The organism is Acidithiobacillus sp. M4-SHS-6 (assembly GCF_047421495.1).
GTDB lineage: Bacteria > Pseudomonadota > Gammaproteobacteria > Acidithiobacillales > Acidithiobacillaceae > Acidithiobacillus.
This window is the reverse complement of the sequence record NZ_CP175559.1, coordinates 576,115-590,897: the sequence shown is the minus strand read 5'-3', so window position 1 is coordinate 590,897 and position 14,783 is coordinate 576,115. Positions and strand designations below refer to the sequence as shown.

17 protein-coding genes are annotated in these 14,783 nt (G+C 56.2%); 4 read left to right on the top strand and 13 right to left on the bottom strand.

Features of this window, described 5'->3' with window-relative positions; genetic code table 11:
- Positions 1 to 13: 13 nt before the first annotated feature.
- The 5 genes from ACJU26_RS02920 to ACJU26_RS02900 form a co-directional block, all read right to left on the bottom strand.
- On the bottom strand, positions 14 to 952 hold the full coding sequence (locus tag ACJU26_RS02920) for a cytochrome C oxidase assembly protein (RefSeq protein ID WP_414041061.1): 939 nt from the start codon (positions 950 to 952) through the stop codon (positions 14 to 16).
- Between the two features lie 10 nt (positions 953 to 962).
- Entirely contained in the window at positions 963 to 1,403 is a 441-nt protein-coding gene (locus ACJU26_RS02915; protein ID WP_414041060.1) for a cytochrome o ubiquinol/quinol oxidase subunit IV, read from the bottom strand.
- Positions 1,400 to 2,035 (bottom strand): cytochrome c oxidase subunit 3, encoded by a 636-nt coding sequence (locus tag ACJU26_RS02910; RefSeq protein ID WP_414041059.1) that lies wholly within the window; start codon positions 2,033 to 2,035, stop codon positions 1,400 to 1,402. The genes ACJU26_RS02915 and ACJU26_RS02910 overlap by 4 nt, the downstream gene beginning before the upstream one ends.
- Positions 2,036 to 2,126: 91 nt before the next feature.
- On the bottom strand, positions 2,127 to 4,235 hold the full coding sequence (locus tag ACJU26_RS02905) for a cbb3-type cytochrome c oxidase subunit I (protein ID WP_414041058.1): 2,109 nt from the start codon (positions 4,233 to 4,235) through the stop codon (positions 2,127 to 2,129).
- A gap of 15 nt (positions 4,236 to 4,250) precedes the next feature.
- Positions 4,251 to 5,216 carry a COX aromatic rich motif-containing protein gene (locus tag ACJU26_RS02900; protein ID WP_414041057.1) on the bottom strand — a complete coding sequence of 322 codons (966 nt, stop codon included), beginning with the start codon at positions 5,214 to 5,216 and terminating at the stop codon, positions 4,251 to 4,253.
- Positions 5,217 to 5,791: 575 nt separating this feature from the next.
- On the opposite strand from ACJU26_RS02900, the gene ACJU26_RS02895 reads away from it, so the two are divergent.
- The 3 genes from ACJU26_RS02895 to pdxH are packed head-to-tail and all read left to right on the top strand — an operon-like array spanning position 5,792 to position 7,890.
- Positions 5,792 to 6,535 carry a type 1 glutamine amidotransferase domain-containing protein gene (locus ACJU26_RS02895; protein WP_414041056.1) on the top strand — a complete coding sequence of 248 codons (744 nt, stop codon included), beginning with the start codon at positions 5,792 to 5,794 and terminating at the stop codon, positions 6,533 to 6,535.
- Positions 6,525 to 7,184: a ribose-5-phosphate isomerase RpiA gene (gene rpiA, locus ACJU26_RS02890; RefSeq protein WP_414041055.1), complete on the top strand. Its 660-nt coding sequence runs from the start codon at positions 6,525 to 6,527 to the stop codon at positions 7,182 to 7,184. Before ACJU26_RS02895 ends, rpiA begins: the two co-directional genes overlap by 11 nt.
- Before the next feature lie 49 nt (positions 7,185 to 7,233).
- Positions 7,234 to 7,890, top strand: coding sequence for a pyridoxamine 5'-phosphate oxidase (pdxH, locus tag ACJU26_RS02885; protein ID WP_414041054.1), 657 nt, complete (start codon positions 7,234 to 7,236; stop codon positions 7,888 to 7,890).
- Positions 7,891 to 7,898: 8 nt separating this feature from the next.
- Here pdxH and ACJU26_RS02880 read toward each other — a convergent pair whose 3' ends face one another.
- Genes ACJU26_RS02880 through ACJU26_RS02860 form a run of 5 tightly spaced genes read right to left on the bottom strand, consistent with a single transcriptional unit; the run spans position 7,899 to position 11,227 of the window.
- Positions 7,899 to 8,204, bottom strand: a complete 306-nt coding sequence (locus ACJU26_RS02880) for a hypothetical protein (protein WP_414041053.1) — start codon at positions 8,202 to 8,204, stop codon at positions 7,899 to 7,901.
- Between the two features lie 32 nt (positions 8,205 to 8,236).
- Entirely contained in the window at positions 8,237 to 8,860 is a 624-nt protein-coding gene (gene leuD, locus ACJU26_RS02875) for a 3-isopropylmalate dehydratase small subunit (protein WP_414041052.1), read from the bottom strand.
- Positions 8,861 to 9,028: a hypothetical protein gene (locus ACJU26_RS02870; RefSeq protein ID WP_414042005.1), complete on the bottom strand. Its 168-nt coding sequence runs from the start codon at positions 9,026 to 9,028 to the stop codon at positions 8,861 to 8,863.
- Positions 9,009 to 10,421 carry a 3-isopropylmalate dehydratase large subunit gene (gene leuC, locus ACJU26_RS02865; RefSeq protein WP_414041051.1) on the bottom strand — a complete coding sequence of 471 codons (1,413 nt, stop codon included), beginning with the start codon at positions 10,419 to 10,421 and terminating at the stop codon, positions 9,009 to 9,011. Before leuC ends, ACJU26_RS02870 begins: the two co-directional genes overlap by 20 nt.
- A 44-nt stretch (positions 10,422 to 10,465) precedes the next feature.
- Positions 10,466 to 11,227 carry a class I SAM-dependent methyltransferase gene (locus tag ACJU26_RS02860; RefSeq protein WP_414041050.1) on the bottom strand — a complete coding sequence of 254 codons (762 nt, stop codon included), beginning with the start codon at positions 11,225 to 11,227 and terminating at the stop codon, positions 10,466 to 10,468.
- Positions 11,228 to 11,351: 124 nt separating this feature from the next.
- On the opposite strand from ACJU26_RS02860, the gene ACJU26_RS02855 reads away from it, so the two are divergent.
- Positions 11,352 to 12,221 carry a helix-turn-helix transcriptional regulator gene (locus tag ACJU26_RS02855; RefSeq protein WP_414041049.1) on the top strand — a complete coding sequence of 290 codons (870 nt, stop codon included), beginning with the start codon at positions 11,352 to 11,354 and terminating at the stop codon, positions 12,219 to 12,221.
- A gap of 35 nt (positions 12,222 to 12,256) precedes the next feature.
- Here ACJU26_RS02855 and ACJU26_RS02850 read toward each other — a convergent pair whose 3' ends face one another.
- From ACJU26_RS02850 to ACJU26_RS02840, 3 genes are read right to left on the bottom strand one after another with little or no spacing between them, the layout of a single operon-like run.
- Entirely contained in the window at positions 12,257 to 13,075 is an 819-nt protein-coding gene (locus ACJU26_RS02850) for a metal ABC transporter permease (RefSeq protein ID WP_414041048.1), read from the bottom strand.
- A 2-nt stretch (positions 13,076 to 13,077) separates the two neighbouring features.
- Positions 13,078 to 13,953, bottom strand: coding sequence for a metal ABC transporter permease (locus tag ACJU26_RS02845; RefSeq protein ID WP_414041047.1), 876 nt, complete (start codon positions 13,951 to 13,953; stop codon positions 13,078 to 13,080).
- Positions 13,954 to 13,957: 4 nt separating this feature from the next.
- Positions 13,958 to 14,779 (bottom strand): metal ABC transporter ATP-binding protein, encoded by an 822-nt coding sequence (locus ACJU26_RS02840; protein WP_414041046.1) that lies wholly within the window; start codon positions 14,777 to 14,779, stop codon positions 13,958 to 13,960.
- Between the last annotated feature and the right edge of the window lie 4 nt (positions 14,780 to 14,783).

The window sequence follows — 14,783 nt, the reverse complement described above, 5'->3', positions numbered from 1 at the left end:
CTGAGGCCGTGTCTCAGCGCCAGACCAGGACGATCGCCAGGGCCATGAGCAACACCATGCTCTGGTGAAAGGCGACCAGGACACCGGGGTCTTTGGGTTTGAGGCTGACGGCGTGAAAAAGTAAAAATCCGACCGCGAACTGGCCGACCGCCAGGTAAAAGGCGATGGGATAGGCGGGCATCAGGTAGCCCAGGGTGGCGACCAGGATCAGCCCGGCGGCGATGTGGGCGGCAACGGTCCATTGCGAGGCTTTTTTAGGTTGCACGAAGGCACCGATGGCGCTACCAAAGCCCCGTTGCCCGGTGGTCATGCCGCCGAGAAAAACGGCGAGCAGCAAGGCGTGCAGCGCACCCATGGCGCCGAGATAGGTCCAGAAGTCGAGGCCGGGATAGGCCAGACCGGTGAGGTAGATCAGGAATACCCCGTAGGCCAGCAGGCCGTGCATGCCGTGGACGAAGGCCGGAACCCGGCCCGCCAGGACATAGAGAGTGCCCATCCCGAACAAGGCGGTCACCACAATCAGGGTCAAGCCGCTGATGGTACCGATACCGGGAGCAAGGATCACCAGCGCCAGGGCCACCAGCCCCACCAGCGTGGCCACCACCCGGTGGGCGGCTTCGGGGTCTCCCCGGACCATCAACAGCACAATGTTGCGGGTGTAGGGCCATTTCGTCCCCAGGGACAGACCATAACCAAAGCCTTCCACAATGCTGCCCAGCAGGATCAGCACCATGGCAAAACCCACTTCGCTGGCCTGGAGGCCGTTCACCACCCCGGTCCACAGACCGTGACTGCCGAAACCCTGCCACAGCCCCGCCGCTACCGACAGCAGCAGCAGCAGCGTGATCACCCGGCCGATCAGCCGCACCGCCGGGGTCAGCTCCCCTTCAACCGCGTGGGGAAGAGCCGCTTCTGCATCTTTTGAAGGCTTTGCTCCCAGGATCGTGGACATTTCGTACTCCTTAGTTACCGGAATCCGGGCTCGTGCTCATGCCCGGCATGCCAGACATTTTCGGCGCGGCTGAAGCATGGACTGCTGGGTTCATCACCGAGGACATCACCGACATATCCATGGTCCGCAGGTACAACTGGGAGAACATCCACCAGGTGAGACCGATGGTGATCAGGAACAAGGGAATGAAGAGCACCAGAGCCACCGTGTTCCAGATGTTATGCTCGGAAATGTCGATGTGCAGCAGGAAATAAATCTGGGCAATGACCGCAATACCCGCACACACCGTAATCACCATCAACAAGCCAAAAGGCGGCACGGCATGGGAGGTCACCAGGAAAGTCGCTACCAGCATCAGGAAAGCCGAAATGGCAAAACCCAGAAAGTAGCCCTTGGAAGTGGACAATTGCACTTCCGGATGCATCGTCGGATCTGCAGCGCCGTGACTCATGATATGTATCCCCACAAATAAACAAAGATGTAAACAAAAACCCAGATCACTGCCTGCAAGTGCCAGAACATCCGCAACGTGAGCAGGCGCCCTACGGTTTCTTCCGTAAAGCCCTTGGTCATGACCTGGGCGATCATCACCAGAATCCAGATCAGTCCGAAGAAAATATGGGTGGCATGCACCTGAGTCAGCACCATGAAGGCGGACATGCCACCACTGCTGGCGATGCTAATGCCCATGGAGTACAGGTGGCTCATGTCATGAATATCCAGCGCCAAAAAGACCACGCCCAGCACAAAAGCCGCCAGCATGCCGTTGATCAGGCCGCTCTTGTTTTTGTGTTTGAGGGCATTCATGCCAAAACCATAGGCCAGCACGCTCAAGAACAGGGCGATGGTCTGAGCAAAGGTGTACCAGGGCTTCACAAATTCAGCGGGAGTCGGCCCACCAAAATAGCTGTGCTGATAACTCAGCACGCCATAAGCGGCGAAGAGGGTGGCAAAGATCATGCCGTCGCTGAGCAGATATAAAAAGTACCCCAGGGTGCGGGTGGAGATCACATCATGGGAATGATGATGGGTATCCCACAATTCCGCTTTTTGGGGATCAACCGTACTGGCGTGTGCACTCATGTTAAAACTCCTTGATTCATTGGTGACGCAGACGCTGCCCGTTGCGGCAGCCGCTGTGCCTTGAAGCCATTCAAGCTTGTCGAAAACCTGCTTATTTCGACGAATCGTTGCGTTGATAGGCCATGGCATTACCCACTACCCCACCACTGACCGGATGGCTGTGATGGCTGTCGGCAATCTGCGCCTCGCGGCGATAAGCCTCTTCTTCCATCCGCTGCAGCTCGGCACCGGTGATGATGTAACCCGGATCTCCCTTGAAGGACCGGATAATCATCAACAGGATGATGGCCAGCAAGGAGACAATGCACAGCCACCAGATGCGCCAGGTCAGGGCAAAGCCGAGAACGAAAGTCAAAGCGCCCATGATGATGGCCACACCCGTGTTGTTCGGCATGTGGATGTCGTCGTAATGGGTTGGACGAACCTGATCGATCCCGTTCTGTCGGCGCCATGCTACCTCGTCCCGCTCATTGATATGGGGGAGGACCGCAAAGTTGTAAAAAGGCACGGGAGAATGGGTCAACCATTCCAGAGAACGGGACGTTCCCCAGGCATCGGCGCCCACCCGGTTTTTCGCATGATCCCGGACACTGACATAGAGCAGGATGAAAAATGCCAGTACCGAGAGGGTGTACACGACAATACCCAGCTCCATCACGTCGAGGTAAGGCTGCCAACCCGTGTTGAACACATATTCCAGACGCCGGGTCATGCCCATGAAACCGAGCATGTACATGGGCACAAATACCAGCGCCGTACCGGCAGAAAACAGCCAGAACATGGTCTTGGCCCAGAATTCATCCAGCTTGAAGCCGAACACTTTGGGGAACCAGTACAGCACAGAACCAAAAATGGCATAGACAATGACCAGCAACATGGAGTGGAAGTGGGCAACCACGAACACACTGTTATGGACCATGTAGTTGATGGCGGGGATGGCCAGCATCATGCCGGTCATGCCGCCAATCAGTAGCAGGAACAGCGCCCCAATCGCCCAGAGCATGGCCGCGTTGAAGGTCAGACGTCCCCGGTACATGGTAAATGCCCAGTTGAATACCTTCACACCCGTGGGGATGCCCACCAGCATGGTGGCCACACTGAAGGCGCTGTTGACATAGGGCCCGGCGCCCATGGTAAAGAAGTGATGCAACCAGACCAGCCAGGAAACACCGGCGATGGCCAGACTTGCCAAGACCATGGTGATGTAACCAAAGAGGGGTTTTTCGGAAAAGGTCGGGAAGATCTCCGACATCATGCCGAAGGCCGGCAGAATCACGAAGTACACTTCGGGATGCCCCCAGATCCAGAACAGGTTGGTATAGAGCATCAAGTTACCGCCCATACCTGCCGTGAAGAAATGCGCCCCCAGATAGCGATCTGCGGCCACCAGTGCCAGAGCCACCTGCAAGGCCGGGAAGGAAGTCAGGGCGATCACATTGGCAGACAAGGAAGCCCAGACAAAAATCGGGAGCTTGCCCCAGGTCATGCCCGGTGCCCGCATTTTGATGATCGTCGCCAGGATGTTGATACCCCCCAGGGTCGTGCCCAGGGCGACCAACTCCATGGTCCATATCCAGTAATCCACACCCACGCCCGGACTGTATTGCAACTCGAAGATCGGGGCATAACCGAACCAGCCGTTGTGCGCGAAATCACCGACAAACAGGGAGAGCATGATCAAAGCGGCGGCCGCAGCCGTAATCCACAGCCCCAGTGCATTCAGGTAAGGATAGGCCATATCCCGTGCACCCACCTGAATCGGCACGATGATATTCATGAAACCCACCAGCAAGGGGGTTGCTGCCAGCAGAATCATGATCAAGCCGTGGGCACTATAGACCTGTCCGAAGTGAAAGGGGGTCAGATAACCATGCAGTGAACCAAAAACACCGGAAGAATGTGGTCCAACCGCCCAAACCTGCTGGGTACGAATCATCAGGCCATCGATGAAACCCCGGAACAGCATCACCAGACCGATGATGATGTACATGACACCGAGCTTTTTGTGGTCGACGGTCGTCAGCCATTCTTTCCAGAGATAGGTCCACTTACCATAATAGGTAATCAGTCCCAGAATGATAAGGGCACCGATGACCACCGCCACGAAGAGCGGCGCCAGGATCGGATTGGCATAGGGAATCTGCGACCAGGCGAGACGCCCCAGAAGAGGGCTCCAGCCCCCAGGTAAATCTACGAGCATGTGATGATCCTCCGATTAATCGCGATGTTCAGCGGCTTGTTTCTGCATATAGCCGACCATGTTTTCCGTCATCATCGGCGGTAGTGGCCAGGTTTTTCCGCGCATCACTTCGGCCATGACATGATCAAATAGTCCGGGCTCCACCGAAGAGAAGTACAGCACGTGGTGATGCACATCGACGTAAGGCTGCGCGAAACGGTTGAAGCTGGCATAACTCATGCTGCCCGGCGCTTTCTGCACCTGTTGTACCCACTGCGAGAAATCCCCAGTGCTGACCATTTTGGTTTTGAAGGTCATCCAGGACGTACCGGCACCAGCGTAATCGGAAGCAATCCCCTGATATTCACCAATATGATCACTCATGAGGGCATTTTTGGTGCGCATCCCGGGCATCACGTCAATCATGCCCACCAGCTGGGGAATGAAGAAAGTCGTGGTCACGGCGCTGGAAGTCAAACGGAAGAAAACCGGGGTATGGATGGGCAGAACCAGCTCATTGGCGACCGCCATATGGTATTGGGGATAAACAAACAACCATTGCCAGTCGGTCGCGATGACATCCACTTCCACCGGATCACCACCGGGCCGCATATGCCTGGTGATGACTGTCGGGTTGTAGGGATTGATTTCGAAAGTCCCTTTGACCGCAAAGTAGGACAGGAACCCTACTGCAATGATCGGTATACCCCAGACAAACACTTCAATGGTATTGGAATGGGACCAGTGGGGATCATACTTGCCCCGGTTTTTTCCCTTCTGATACCGCCACATGAACCAAATCACCAGCAAGGCTGTCAGGCCCACAATGGCGCCCATGATCAGCACATCCACGATCAGGTAAAACAGGTTGGTTTTTGCCATGATCCCCTTGGGATCAAATATCCAGAACGTGTTACTTGCACATCCAGACAGCAGCAAAATGGGCGCCAGCGCTACAGCGCGCCACCCATTTTTCAGCCAGTTCCTCCACTTTTTTTCCATTGTGCTTTTTCTCCCTGGCGGACAACGGTTGCTCCGCAATAAAACGAGATAGCGGTTACTATCCAATCAGCTTTTTTCCGCACCCGGCCCGAAACCACGGCGGCCAGTGAACGTAAAATCATACAAACTTATACTTTTTTATACTAATTTAAATCTCGGGTGTAAAAGTAGTTCAGGGAAGTCTGTAAATCAATAGAACAATCCCCCAAATATTTTTGGGTTAATAAAAATATCATTATTGATGTGCATCTATTTAATTTTTTAATTTTAATATAATAATAGTATTATTTACTTGTTATGAATTATAATTATTATTTTCAATGAGATAAATGAAAAAACAACGAAACTTAACATTACTATAGTGTTTAATGAATGCTTCGTCAGGTTATGATTTCATCTTTCATCAAAGCTGCGATAAGCACCGATTCACACACTGTCCGTCAAACAAAATATATTTTTGTATTTTTAAAATATTTTGAATGCGGGTGTTTATGACAGGATATATTAAAAAAACACAACATTAACCTTACATAAGTTTTTAGAGATTTCTACGACGTTTATGCTACAATAGCGGCATGTTTGATCGACCTTATATTCTTTTCCTGCTCAGCAGCGCCAGGGTTTTAACCTTGCTGGATGGCGAACAGGTGCCCACCGGCTTCTGGGCGGAGGAACTGATCGTACCCTGGCAACGGCTCAAACAGTCGGGTTGGACTTTATATATGGCCACTCCCGATGGATGCCTCCCGAAGCTGGACCCGGACAGTCTGGATCCCGCCAATCTGCAGGGCGATATTGCCAAGGCGGCATGGCTGAAAGCACAATCATCCCGGATTCCGGAGCTGTACGAGGCCCTTTCCTTAGCGGACTTGCAGGCAGCGCAACTGGACAATATGCGGGGTTTGTTTATCCCTGGAGGTAATGGCCCCCTGGTCGATCTGGCAACCTCTCCAGAGGTGGCACGCTTGCTCCGGCATTGCCACGACCAACACAAGGTTCTGTCTACCTTGTGTCATGGCAGCGCGGCCTTCCTGGCAGCAGACCACGCCCCTTCGCCCTATACCGGTTGCGCCCTCACCGGCTTCAGTGCTGCCGAAGAAGCGGCTACTGCACTGGCTGGCCGATGGCCTTATACTCTGGAACAGCGCTTGAGAAATGCCGGATTCCTCGTTAGTGTCGGGGAATGCTGGCAAAGTCATGTAGTCAAAGACGCAAAGTTGCTGAGTGGTCAGAATCCGGCCTCAGCCACCGCACTGACCGAAGCTTTCATGGAAAGATTACTTTTACAGGCTCACAAGGAAAAATCGAATGAATGCTGATGCGCTCAAAAAAATGGCGGCCGAAGCCGCCCTCTCCTACATCCAGCCCGGCATGGTCGTCGGTGTCGGCACCGGTTCCACCACCAACTTTTTCATAGACGCTCTGGGAGCCGCGAAAATTCATGTAGATGGCTATGTCGCCTCCAGTATCGCCACGGAAAACCGCCTGAAAGCCCTGGGCCTGAATGTGCTCGAGCTCAACAACACGGGAGATATTCCCGTTTACGTGGATGGCGCCGACGAGGCTGACCCGCATTTTCGTTTAATCAAGGGTGGCGGTGCCGCTCTGACCCGTGAAAAGATCGTCGCCAGTGCCGCCCGATTATTTGTGTGCATCGCCGATTCCAGCAAGAACAAGCCCATGCTGGGTAAATTCCCCCTGCCTGTGGAGGTGCTTCCCTTTGCCCGCAGTTTTGTCGCCCGGCAACTGGTCAAACTGGGGGGAACGCCGGTCCTGCGCAATGGGGTGACCACCGATAACGGCAATGTCATCATTGACGTGACGGGTCTGGATTTTTCCGACCCCCTGAAAATGGAAGCGGCCATCAATCTGATCCCCGGGGTACTGGATAATGGCATTTTTGCCCATCGTCGCGCGGATGTGATGCTCTTCGGCAGCCCGGAAGGCGTCATCGAGAAAAAGGCCTGAACACAGCGCAGGCCCTTGCATTCGATAATACTCAGGGGGAAAAGCAGATATGGAAGGTGAAATCGATCATCGCAGCACCCGCAGGGACTTTACCCATGGAGAACTGCATCGGCGGGATCTGGATAACAATCCTTTTCAGCAATTGGCCAATTGGCTGGCGGCGGCGACAAGCGCCGGTAATTTTGATGCGACGGCCATGGTTTTGGCCACTGCCGACGCCTCGGGACGTCCGAATGCCCGCTATGTGCTGCTCAAGCATTTTGACGAAGCCGGACTGTGCTGGTATACCGACCAGCGCAGTCAGAAAGGTCAGGAGCTGGCTGCCAATCCCTATGCGGCACTGGTATTTTACTGGCCGGAAAACGATCGGCAGGTGCGCGTCAACGGGGCCGTAGAACCGCTGGACGACGCCGCAGCAGAAAGCTATTTCCAGCAGCGTCCCAGCCCCAGTCGCTATTCCGCAGCGGCGTCCATCCAGAGCCAGGTGATTGCCAGCCGCGCCGAGCTGAAAGCGCGGGTGGCCGAATTACAGCAACGCTATCCCGAAGGGAATGTCCCACGCAACCCGGCTTGGGGAGGCTATCGCCTGATCCCCGAGCGCTTCGAATTCTGGCAGGGGCGCCGGAATCGCCTGCATGATCGCTTTGTTTACCGACGTCCCGAGGGCAACCGTCGTGAGTGGATCATTGAACGCCTGATGCCCTGAGTCCGTGGTCAGAACACCTCGATACGCGCCTCATAATCCACCACAATCATCCGGTAGATATCGTCTCCGAGCTGCACATGGGCAGATTGGGGCGCGCCAATGCGAATGCTGTTACCTCCCGCCATACTCAGGCCCGATGGACCAAAATGTTCCTGTTCAATCAGGTCATCCAGCAAAGCCTGCAATTCCTGTTTGGGAACGCTACAGGTGTTGTCGATGACCTTGCAGGGCTTGCCCCGCTTGGTTTTCCCTTCAATGATAATGGCGTCGGCACGAATGGGTGCCAGACCTTCCTCTGCTGCATCCTCAAACATCTTGACTGAGCCTCCTGAAATGCAATCCCAAATCAATCCCGAAACAACCAGGGTGCCGCTTGCCGGCGAGCCGCCTCATAGGCGCGAATGGCGCCCTCATGCTGCAGGGTCAGCTGAATATCATCCAACCCATGGAGTAACTTGTGCTTGTGCCCGGCATCCATGGGGAAATTATAACGACTATCCCCCATGGTCTGTACCTCCTGGGCCGGTAAATCAATGCGCAGGCGATATCCGGGATTGGCCGCCACCTCATGAAAAAGATGATCCACCACTTCTGCCGGCAAACGAATCAACAAAATCCCGTTCTGCACACAATTGTTCGCGAAGATATCGGCAAAACTGGGGGCGATGATGGCGCGAAAGCCATAATCCGCCAACGCCCAGGGAGCGTGTTCCCGACTGGAACCACAGCCAAAATTTTCCCGGGCCAGCAAAATCCGGGCATCGGCATAAAGGGGTTGATTGAGGATAAAATCCGGATTGTCGATCTGCTTGCCGTCTTTTTCCAGATAACGCCAGGCCTCGAAAAGATGCTTGCCCAGTCCCCGCCGCTCGATGGTCTTGAGGAACTGCTTGGGGATGATGGCGTCGGTATCCACATTGGGACGATCCAGGGGGGCGACCAGCGCCTCTAATACCGTAAAAGCTTCCATTTATTTCTCCATCTGTCTCTTGACGAGATATTCCACGGCAGCCACTTCTGCCGAGCAGCCTCGCAGGCTTGAAAAAATGCCAATCTCTACCATTCCCAGACTACACAAGCCCAGGGCAATGCGCAGCAGCCAGGAACGGACGCGCCGTTTATGCCGGGGACCAGTCACGGACATCCACAAAATGACCCGCAATGGCGGCTGCCGCCGCCATGGCCGGACTGACCAGATGGGTTCTGCCACCCGCACCCTGGCGCCCTTCGAAGTTCCGGTTACTGGTACTGGCACAGCGTTCACCCGGCTCCAGACGGTCGGCATTCATGGCCAGACACATGGAACAGCCCGGCTCCCGCCACTCAAAGCCCGCCTCCTTGAAAATCCGATCCAGTCCTTCGGCTTCGGCCTGGGCCTTGACCAGGCCGGAACCCGGAACCACCATCGCCAGTTTCACCGTTGCGGCTTTACGCTGCCCCTTGGCCACGGCCGCCGCTGCCCGCAGATCTTCGATGCGGGCATTGGTGCAGGAGCCGATGAACACCTTGTCCAGGGTAATGGCCGAGAGCGGCGTATGGGCCTGCAAATCCATATACGCCAAGGCATCCGTCCAGCCCTTGCGGCGCACCGGATCCGCTTCCCGGGCCGGATCCGGCACCGTGGCGCCGATGTCTGCCACCATTTCGGGGCTGGTTCCCCAGGTGACCTGGGGCGCAATATCGGCAGCATTCAAGCGGACCTCCGCATCAAAACGGGCATCCGGATCCGAATGCAATGCACTCCAAGCCGCCACCGCCTGATCCCAGATTCTGCCCACTGGCGCATAGGGACGACCGCGCAGATAGTCGATGGTCATGGCATCCACCCCGACCATCCCCGAACGGGCACCGGCTTCAATCGCCATATTGCACAGGGTCATCCGCCCTTCTATGGATAAGGCCTGTACGGCTGGTCCAGCAAATTCAATGGCATAGCCCGTCCCGCCAGCAGTGCCCATTTTACCAATGATGGCCAGTACCATGTCCTTGGCGGTGACACCCCGACCCAGTTCGCCCTCTACCCAGACCCGCATGCTTTTGGACTTGCGCGCCCAAAGACATTGGGTCGCCAGCACATGCTCCACCTCCGTGGTGCCGATACCAAAGGCCAATGCCCCCAAAGCGCCGTGGGTAGCCGTATGGGAATCGCCGCAGACCACCGTCATGCCCGGCAAGGTGAGGCCCTGTTCGGGAGCAATGACATGGACAATACCCTGACGCCGATCCAGCATGCCGAATTCTTCAATACCAAATTCCGCGCAGTTCTGGTCCAGCGTTTCCACCTGCAAGCGGGAAGTCGGATCGACAATCCCCGCCGCCCGGTCGGTGGTCGGGACATTGTGGTCCGCCGTGGCAATATTGGCATCAATCCGCCAGACCTTCCGCCCCGCCGCACGCAAGCCCGAAAAAGCCTGGGGGCTGGTGACCTCGTGCAGTAACTGCCGGTCAATATACAGCAATACTGCGCCATCCGGCTCCGTATGCACCACATGACTTTCCCACAATTTGTCATAAAGCGTTTTTGCTGCCACAAGCCTCTCCTCCCACTTCTCTCAAGCAAACCAGACCATGCCCCTCACACGGGCACTGCCGTCACCCAGCATACATCCAAAGCAAAATCCTGATTAGGCTGCACGGCAAAGTGTGCAATCACCTCCGCCGGAGCCCTGTTCCACACACTTTTAATAGCGGTCACCCGTTCTTCCGGGCAACGCATCCGGGCGATCCAGCTGACAAAATCCAGGGGCAACTTCCAGGTATCCTGATCCACCACTCGCCATCCGGCAGTAGCCAACATCCTCTCCCATTCCGAAACCCGATAATCCCGGACATGGGAAGGATCACGCAAAATCTCCACGGTCTGCAAAAAAGTGTCCCACAGTGGATTTTCCGGTGCGCATACATCAATGATGACACATTTTCCCTGGGGATGGAGGACACGCCGCATTTCCCGGAGGGCTGCGGGCAGATTCGCCCAGTGGTGGGCGGAAAAGCGGCTCACAATGCCATCAAAACCACCATCCGCGAAGGGCAAGGATTCCGCCCCATGCTGATCCGTATGAATATTGGTCAAGGCACGCCGCCGGGATTGTTCGGCCACGACCCGCAACATCTCGGCAGAGAGATCTACTGCAAACACTTCACCGACCACATCGGCCAGGGCAAAACTGGCGTGTCCCGCTCCGCAGCCCAGGTCCAGTATCCGCAAGGCGCTCTGTCCGGCAAATGCCTGACGCAGACGCCCCAGGTCCGCGCCCTGGGCATGGGCCGGACTATTCAGATAATCCGTCGCCGCCACGCCAAATTGCTGCTCTACGAGTTTTTGCTGGTCGTTCATGGGCTTTCGGTTCTCCAAATCCTGTCCGTGGCAATCATCATACGAAGGTAATTAGACTGGTACAATATGAGCATTTATACTGGTATATCGATTACCATCCTGCTGTACAACAGGAATGCTTTCCATGTCCGGAGACCCACAAGCCTTGGGGGCGTTCATTCGCCGTCATCGAGAAAAAATTACGCCACTGCAGGCAGGGTTGAGCACTGCTGGTCGCCGTCGGACCAGCGGCTTGCGTCGCGAAGAACTGGCCATGCTCTCCGGGGTCAGCGGTACCTGGATCACCTGGATTGAACAAGGGCGGCCCGTGCGCCCCTCCTGGCCCACCCTGGATCGCCTCGGCAAGGTCTTGCAACTCTCCCACGCCGAGCGACAGCATCTGTTTCATCTGGCAGGCAAGACCGACCCCCAGACAGAACTCCGCCCCTCGGCCGTACCGCCGTCCCTGCTGCATATCCTGCACACCCTGCAATATCCCGCCTATGTCCTGGATCGCTACTGGAATGCCGGCGCCTGGAACGGGGCAGCAGCGACGCATTTTCTCGACTGGTTACCAGCCAGCCCGGTTTCTGGTGAAAAACTCCCCAATCTGCTGGAATTCTTATTACTCCATCCCAATGCCCGACACTTTGTGGATGATTGGGAAAGCCGTTGTCGGCGTCTGGTGGCCGAATTTCGTGCCGACGTGGGCAAACATCTGGACGATCCCGAAATGCTTCGCCGCATCGCGGAGCTGCAAAGCCAGAGTCCCACATTTGCCGCACTCTGGTCCGCTCAGGATGTCGTGGAAAGAGAAGGCGGCCTGCGGGTATTTCAGCATCCCATACAGGGACGAGTGACTTATGAACAGAGCACCCTTCTGCCTGCGGCCCATACCGATTTGAAGCTGGTCATCTTGTTGCCCTACCCGCACGCAAAGGCAGGTCAGACTGAATCCCAGGACCTGTTCATCCCGGAGCCGCTGCGCATTGGCCACGGTTTTGGCGACCAATGAACAAAGCGGGATGGCGAATTGATTCAACAGAGAGTTTACGGGACAGAAACCAGCGTCGAGCCGCGCTGCCGCTGGCTCCAGGAGCGATAGCCGCGGGCCAGGGTAAAAAGTCCGGCGCCGATCATGCCGACAAAAAAACCAATGGGCCAGTTGCTCCAGTAGGACAGGGCAATGGCCAACCAGATGCTGCCTTCCGCAAAAATAACGGCGAGTAGCAAGCTGCGCAGGGGGTGAGTGCTCAGGGACTGGGCAGCCGCCGGTGGGCCGACCAGCAAGGTAAACACCAGAAAAGCACCAACCACCGGCAAGGCCGAAGCCGTCACCAGCGCCAGCAGACTTAAAAAAAGCAGATCCATGCGCGCCGCAGGAATGCCCTGCAACGCGGCCAGATCAGGAAAACTGGAGTCCAGCAACAAGGGCCGATAAATCGTGATCATGATCACCGACACGACGGCACAAATCCCCAGTATGGGCCATAAATCGGCATCACTGACCCCCAACATCTCCCCAAAGAGCAGGGAAAACACCTCTGGTGCATATTCGTTGGTCATACTCAGAAACAGGGCACCCATACCCAGAAAAAGCACCAGCAACAATCCGGTACCGACATCACGCCGCCCCATGCGCGCGAGCTGGCGCAGAAGCAGCACCCCCATGCCCACAAAAACCAGTAATCCGACAAAGGGATTGACGCCCAGCAAATTGGCGGCGGCGGCCCCCGGGAAAGCGCCCAAAGGCAGGGCATGGGCGGCAAAAGCAGAACGCCGGATCACCACAAAATAGCCCACAAAAGCCGCCACCAGGGCGATGGCGGTGCCGGAAATCCAGGTATTGATCATGAAGCTGGAGAACATGGCTAGGGCCCCTGGAGTCTGTGCTGGGCAGTTGCTTTCAAGCGCAGAAGTTTCTGTGCAGAGCCCAACAGGGCCAGCAGATAAAACAGAAAAATCAGTACCACCACAAAAAAACTGACGGGCCAGGCGTTCCCGGAGAACCAGTAATAACTTTCATAAGCCATCCAGATACCCATCCAGACCGCTGCCAGGGCAATGAGCATCGCCCAAATTATAGCCTGGAAAGGACGTCGGCTCAGGCGAATGGCTGCGCCGGCGGGACCGATCAGCAGTGCGGTAGCCAGTACGGCACCAATAGCCAGCGCACAAACAGCCACGGCCAGTCCTAAAACCAGCAGTTGCAGGAGTCCCATCCAACGCGGCGAAACACCACGCAAAGTGGCCAGATCCGGATCCACGGCAGTCAGGATCAGTGGACGGTAGAACACGCCGACCAAGACAAAAACCGCCAGCACCGCCAGGATGGCGGGCCAGATCAGCCCCTGGGAAATGGCAAATAAAGAACCGAACATCACCGATACGGTAGCCCCGGTGGTACTCGTCGTGGTGACATCCAGATATAAAAACAGAGCGGAAAGTCCCAGGCCGGCGCCCAGCACGATACCCGTCGCCAGATCTCTTTCCCGCGCTTTACGCAGCCCGAGAAATTCCATACCGAATGCCGCCATCCAGGCCATGCCGAGAAAACCCAGCAAGGGACTGATGCCCAACAAAAAGGAAGCGGCCCCGCCCGCACTGCTGACGTCAGCCAGGGCATGGCCGGCAAAGGCATTGCCGCGCAACACGGTAAAAACGCCGATCAGGGCACTGACCAGAGCCGCACTGGTACCGACTATCAATGCGGTTTGCACCGGCTGACTGCTTAAAAACGCCAGCATGTTCTCATGTCCCGTGACCCTCACAGCGATTCAGGTTCACCACATCGGCATTTTCCGGCGCATCGGGCAACACCAGAATGCGCCCGCCATGTCTCAGGACCGAGACCGGATAACCAAAAAGCTTGCTCAGCACTTCAGGCTGGACCACTTCGGCGACAGTGCCTGTTGCGGCCCGCCCATCCACCAGATAGACCAGCCGATCCATCACCGGAATCAGAGGATTCATGTCATGGGCGGTCACCAGCACGGTCATCTGCTGTTGGGCAATGAGCTGCCCCAGCAGAGCGACCAATGCATTGGCGCTGCCAAAATCCAGATTCGCCAGGGGCTCATCAAGAATCAGCAGACGCGGCTTACGGACCAGGGCATGGGCAATCACCGCACGCTGCTGTTGTCCTCCCGACAGCTCACCGACACGCTGATCCGCAAAGTCTTCCGCACCCACCGCCTGCAACGCCGCATCCACGGCTGCCTGGGTGCGGCGCTTCCATAGAGGCAAGCCCAGACGATGGCCATCCAGTCCCAAACGCACCAGATCCTGGGTGCGCAAAGGCAAATCCGGGTCAAAGGTGATTTTCTGGGGGACATAACCCACCATAGCCCGGTGCTTCTGGGGAGCTTCTCCGTCAATCAGGACCGTACCTGCGCGTTGACCAATCAGGCCCAGCAAGGTCCGCAATAGGGTCGTCTTGCCGGCCCCGTTTTCACCAATCAGGGCGCAAAGCTGGCCCGGATGCAGATCAAAACTGACATCCCGTAAAATGCTGCGGCCGCCCAGATCCACGGAAAGATCGGCGACCACAAGAATAGGTCTTTGATTGGTCAAGATA

Coding starts and splice junctions, on each gene's coding strand:
- ACJU26_RS02905 (WP_414041058.1), bottom strand. CDS start 4,235: ATGCTCGTAGATTTACCTGGGGGCTGGAGCCCTCTTCTGGGGCGTCTC.
- ACJU26_RS02860 (WP_414041050.1), bottom strand. CDS start 11,227: ATGAACGACCAGCAAAAACTCGTAGAGCAGCAATTTGGCGTGGCGGCG.
- ACJU26_RS02855 (WP_414041049.1), top strand. CDS start 11,352: ATGTCCGGAGACCCACAAGCCTTGGGGGCGTTCATTCGCCGTCATCGA.
- ACJU26_RS02915 (WP_414041060.1), bottom strand. CDS start 1,403: ATGAGTCACGGCGCTGCAGATCCGACGATGCATCCGGAAGTGCAATTG.
- ACJU26_RS02880 (WP_414041053.1), bottom strand. CDS start 8,204: ATGTTTGAGGATGCAGCAGAGGAAGGTCTGGCACCCATTCGTGCCGAC.
- ACJU26_RS02920 (WP_414041061.1), bottom strand. CDS start 952: ATGTCCACGATCCTGGGAGCAAAGCCTTCAAAAGATGCAGAAGCGGCT.
- rpiA (WP_414041055.1), top strand. CDS start 6,525: ATGAATGCTGATGCGCTCAAAAAAATGGCGGCCGAAGCCGCCCTCTCC.
- leuD (WP_414041052.1), bottom strand. CDS start 8,860: ATGGAAGCTTTTACGGTATTAGAGGCGCTGGTCGCCCCCCTGGATCGT.
- ACJU26_RS02850 (WP_414041048.1), bottom strand. CDS start 13,075: ATGTTCTCCAGCTTCATGATCAATACCTGGATTTCCGGCACCGCCATC.
- ACJU26_RS02845 (WP_414041047.1), bottom strand. CDS start 13,953: ATGCTGGCGTTTTTAAGCAGTCAGCCGGTGCAAACCGCATTGATAGTC.
- ACJU26_RS02900 (WP_414041057.1), bottom strand. CDS start 5,216: ATGGAAAAAAAGTGGAGGAACTGGCTGAAAAATGGGTGGCGCGCTGTA.
- ACJU26_RS02895 (WP_414041056.1), top strand. CDS start 5,792: ATGTTTGATCGACCTTATATTCTTTTCCTGCTCAGCAGCGCCAGGGTT.
- ACJU26_RS02910 (WP_414041059.1), bottom strand. CDS start 2,035: ATGAGTGCACACGCCAGTACGGTTGATCCCCAAAAAGCGGAATTGTGG.
- pdxH (WP_414041054.1), top strand. CDS start 7,234: ATGGAAGGTGAAATCGATCATCGCAGCACCCGCAGGGACTTTACCCAT.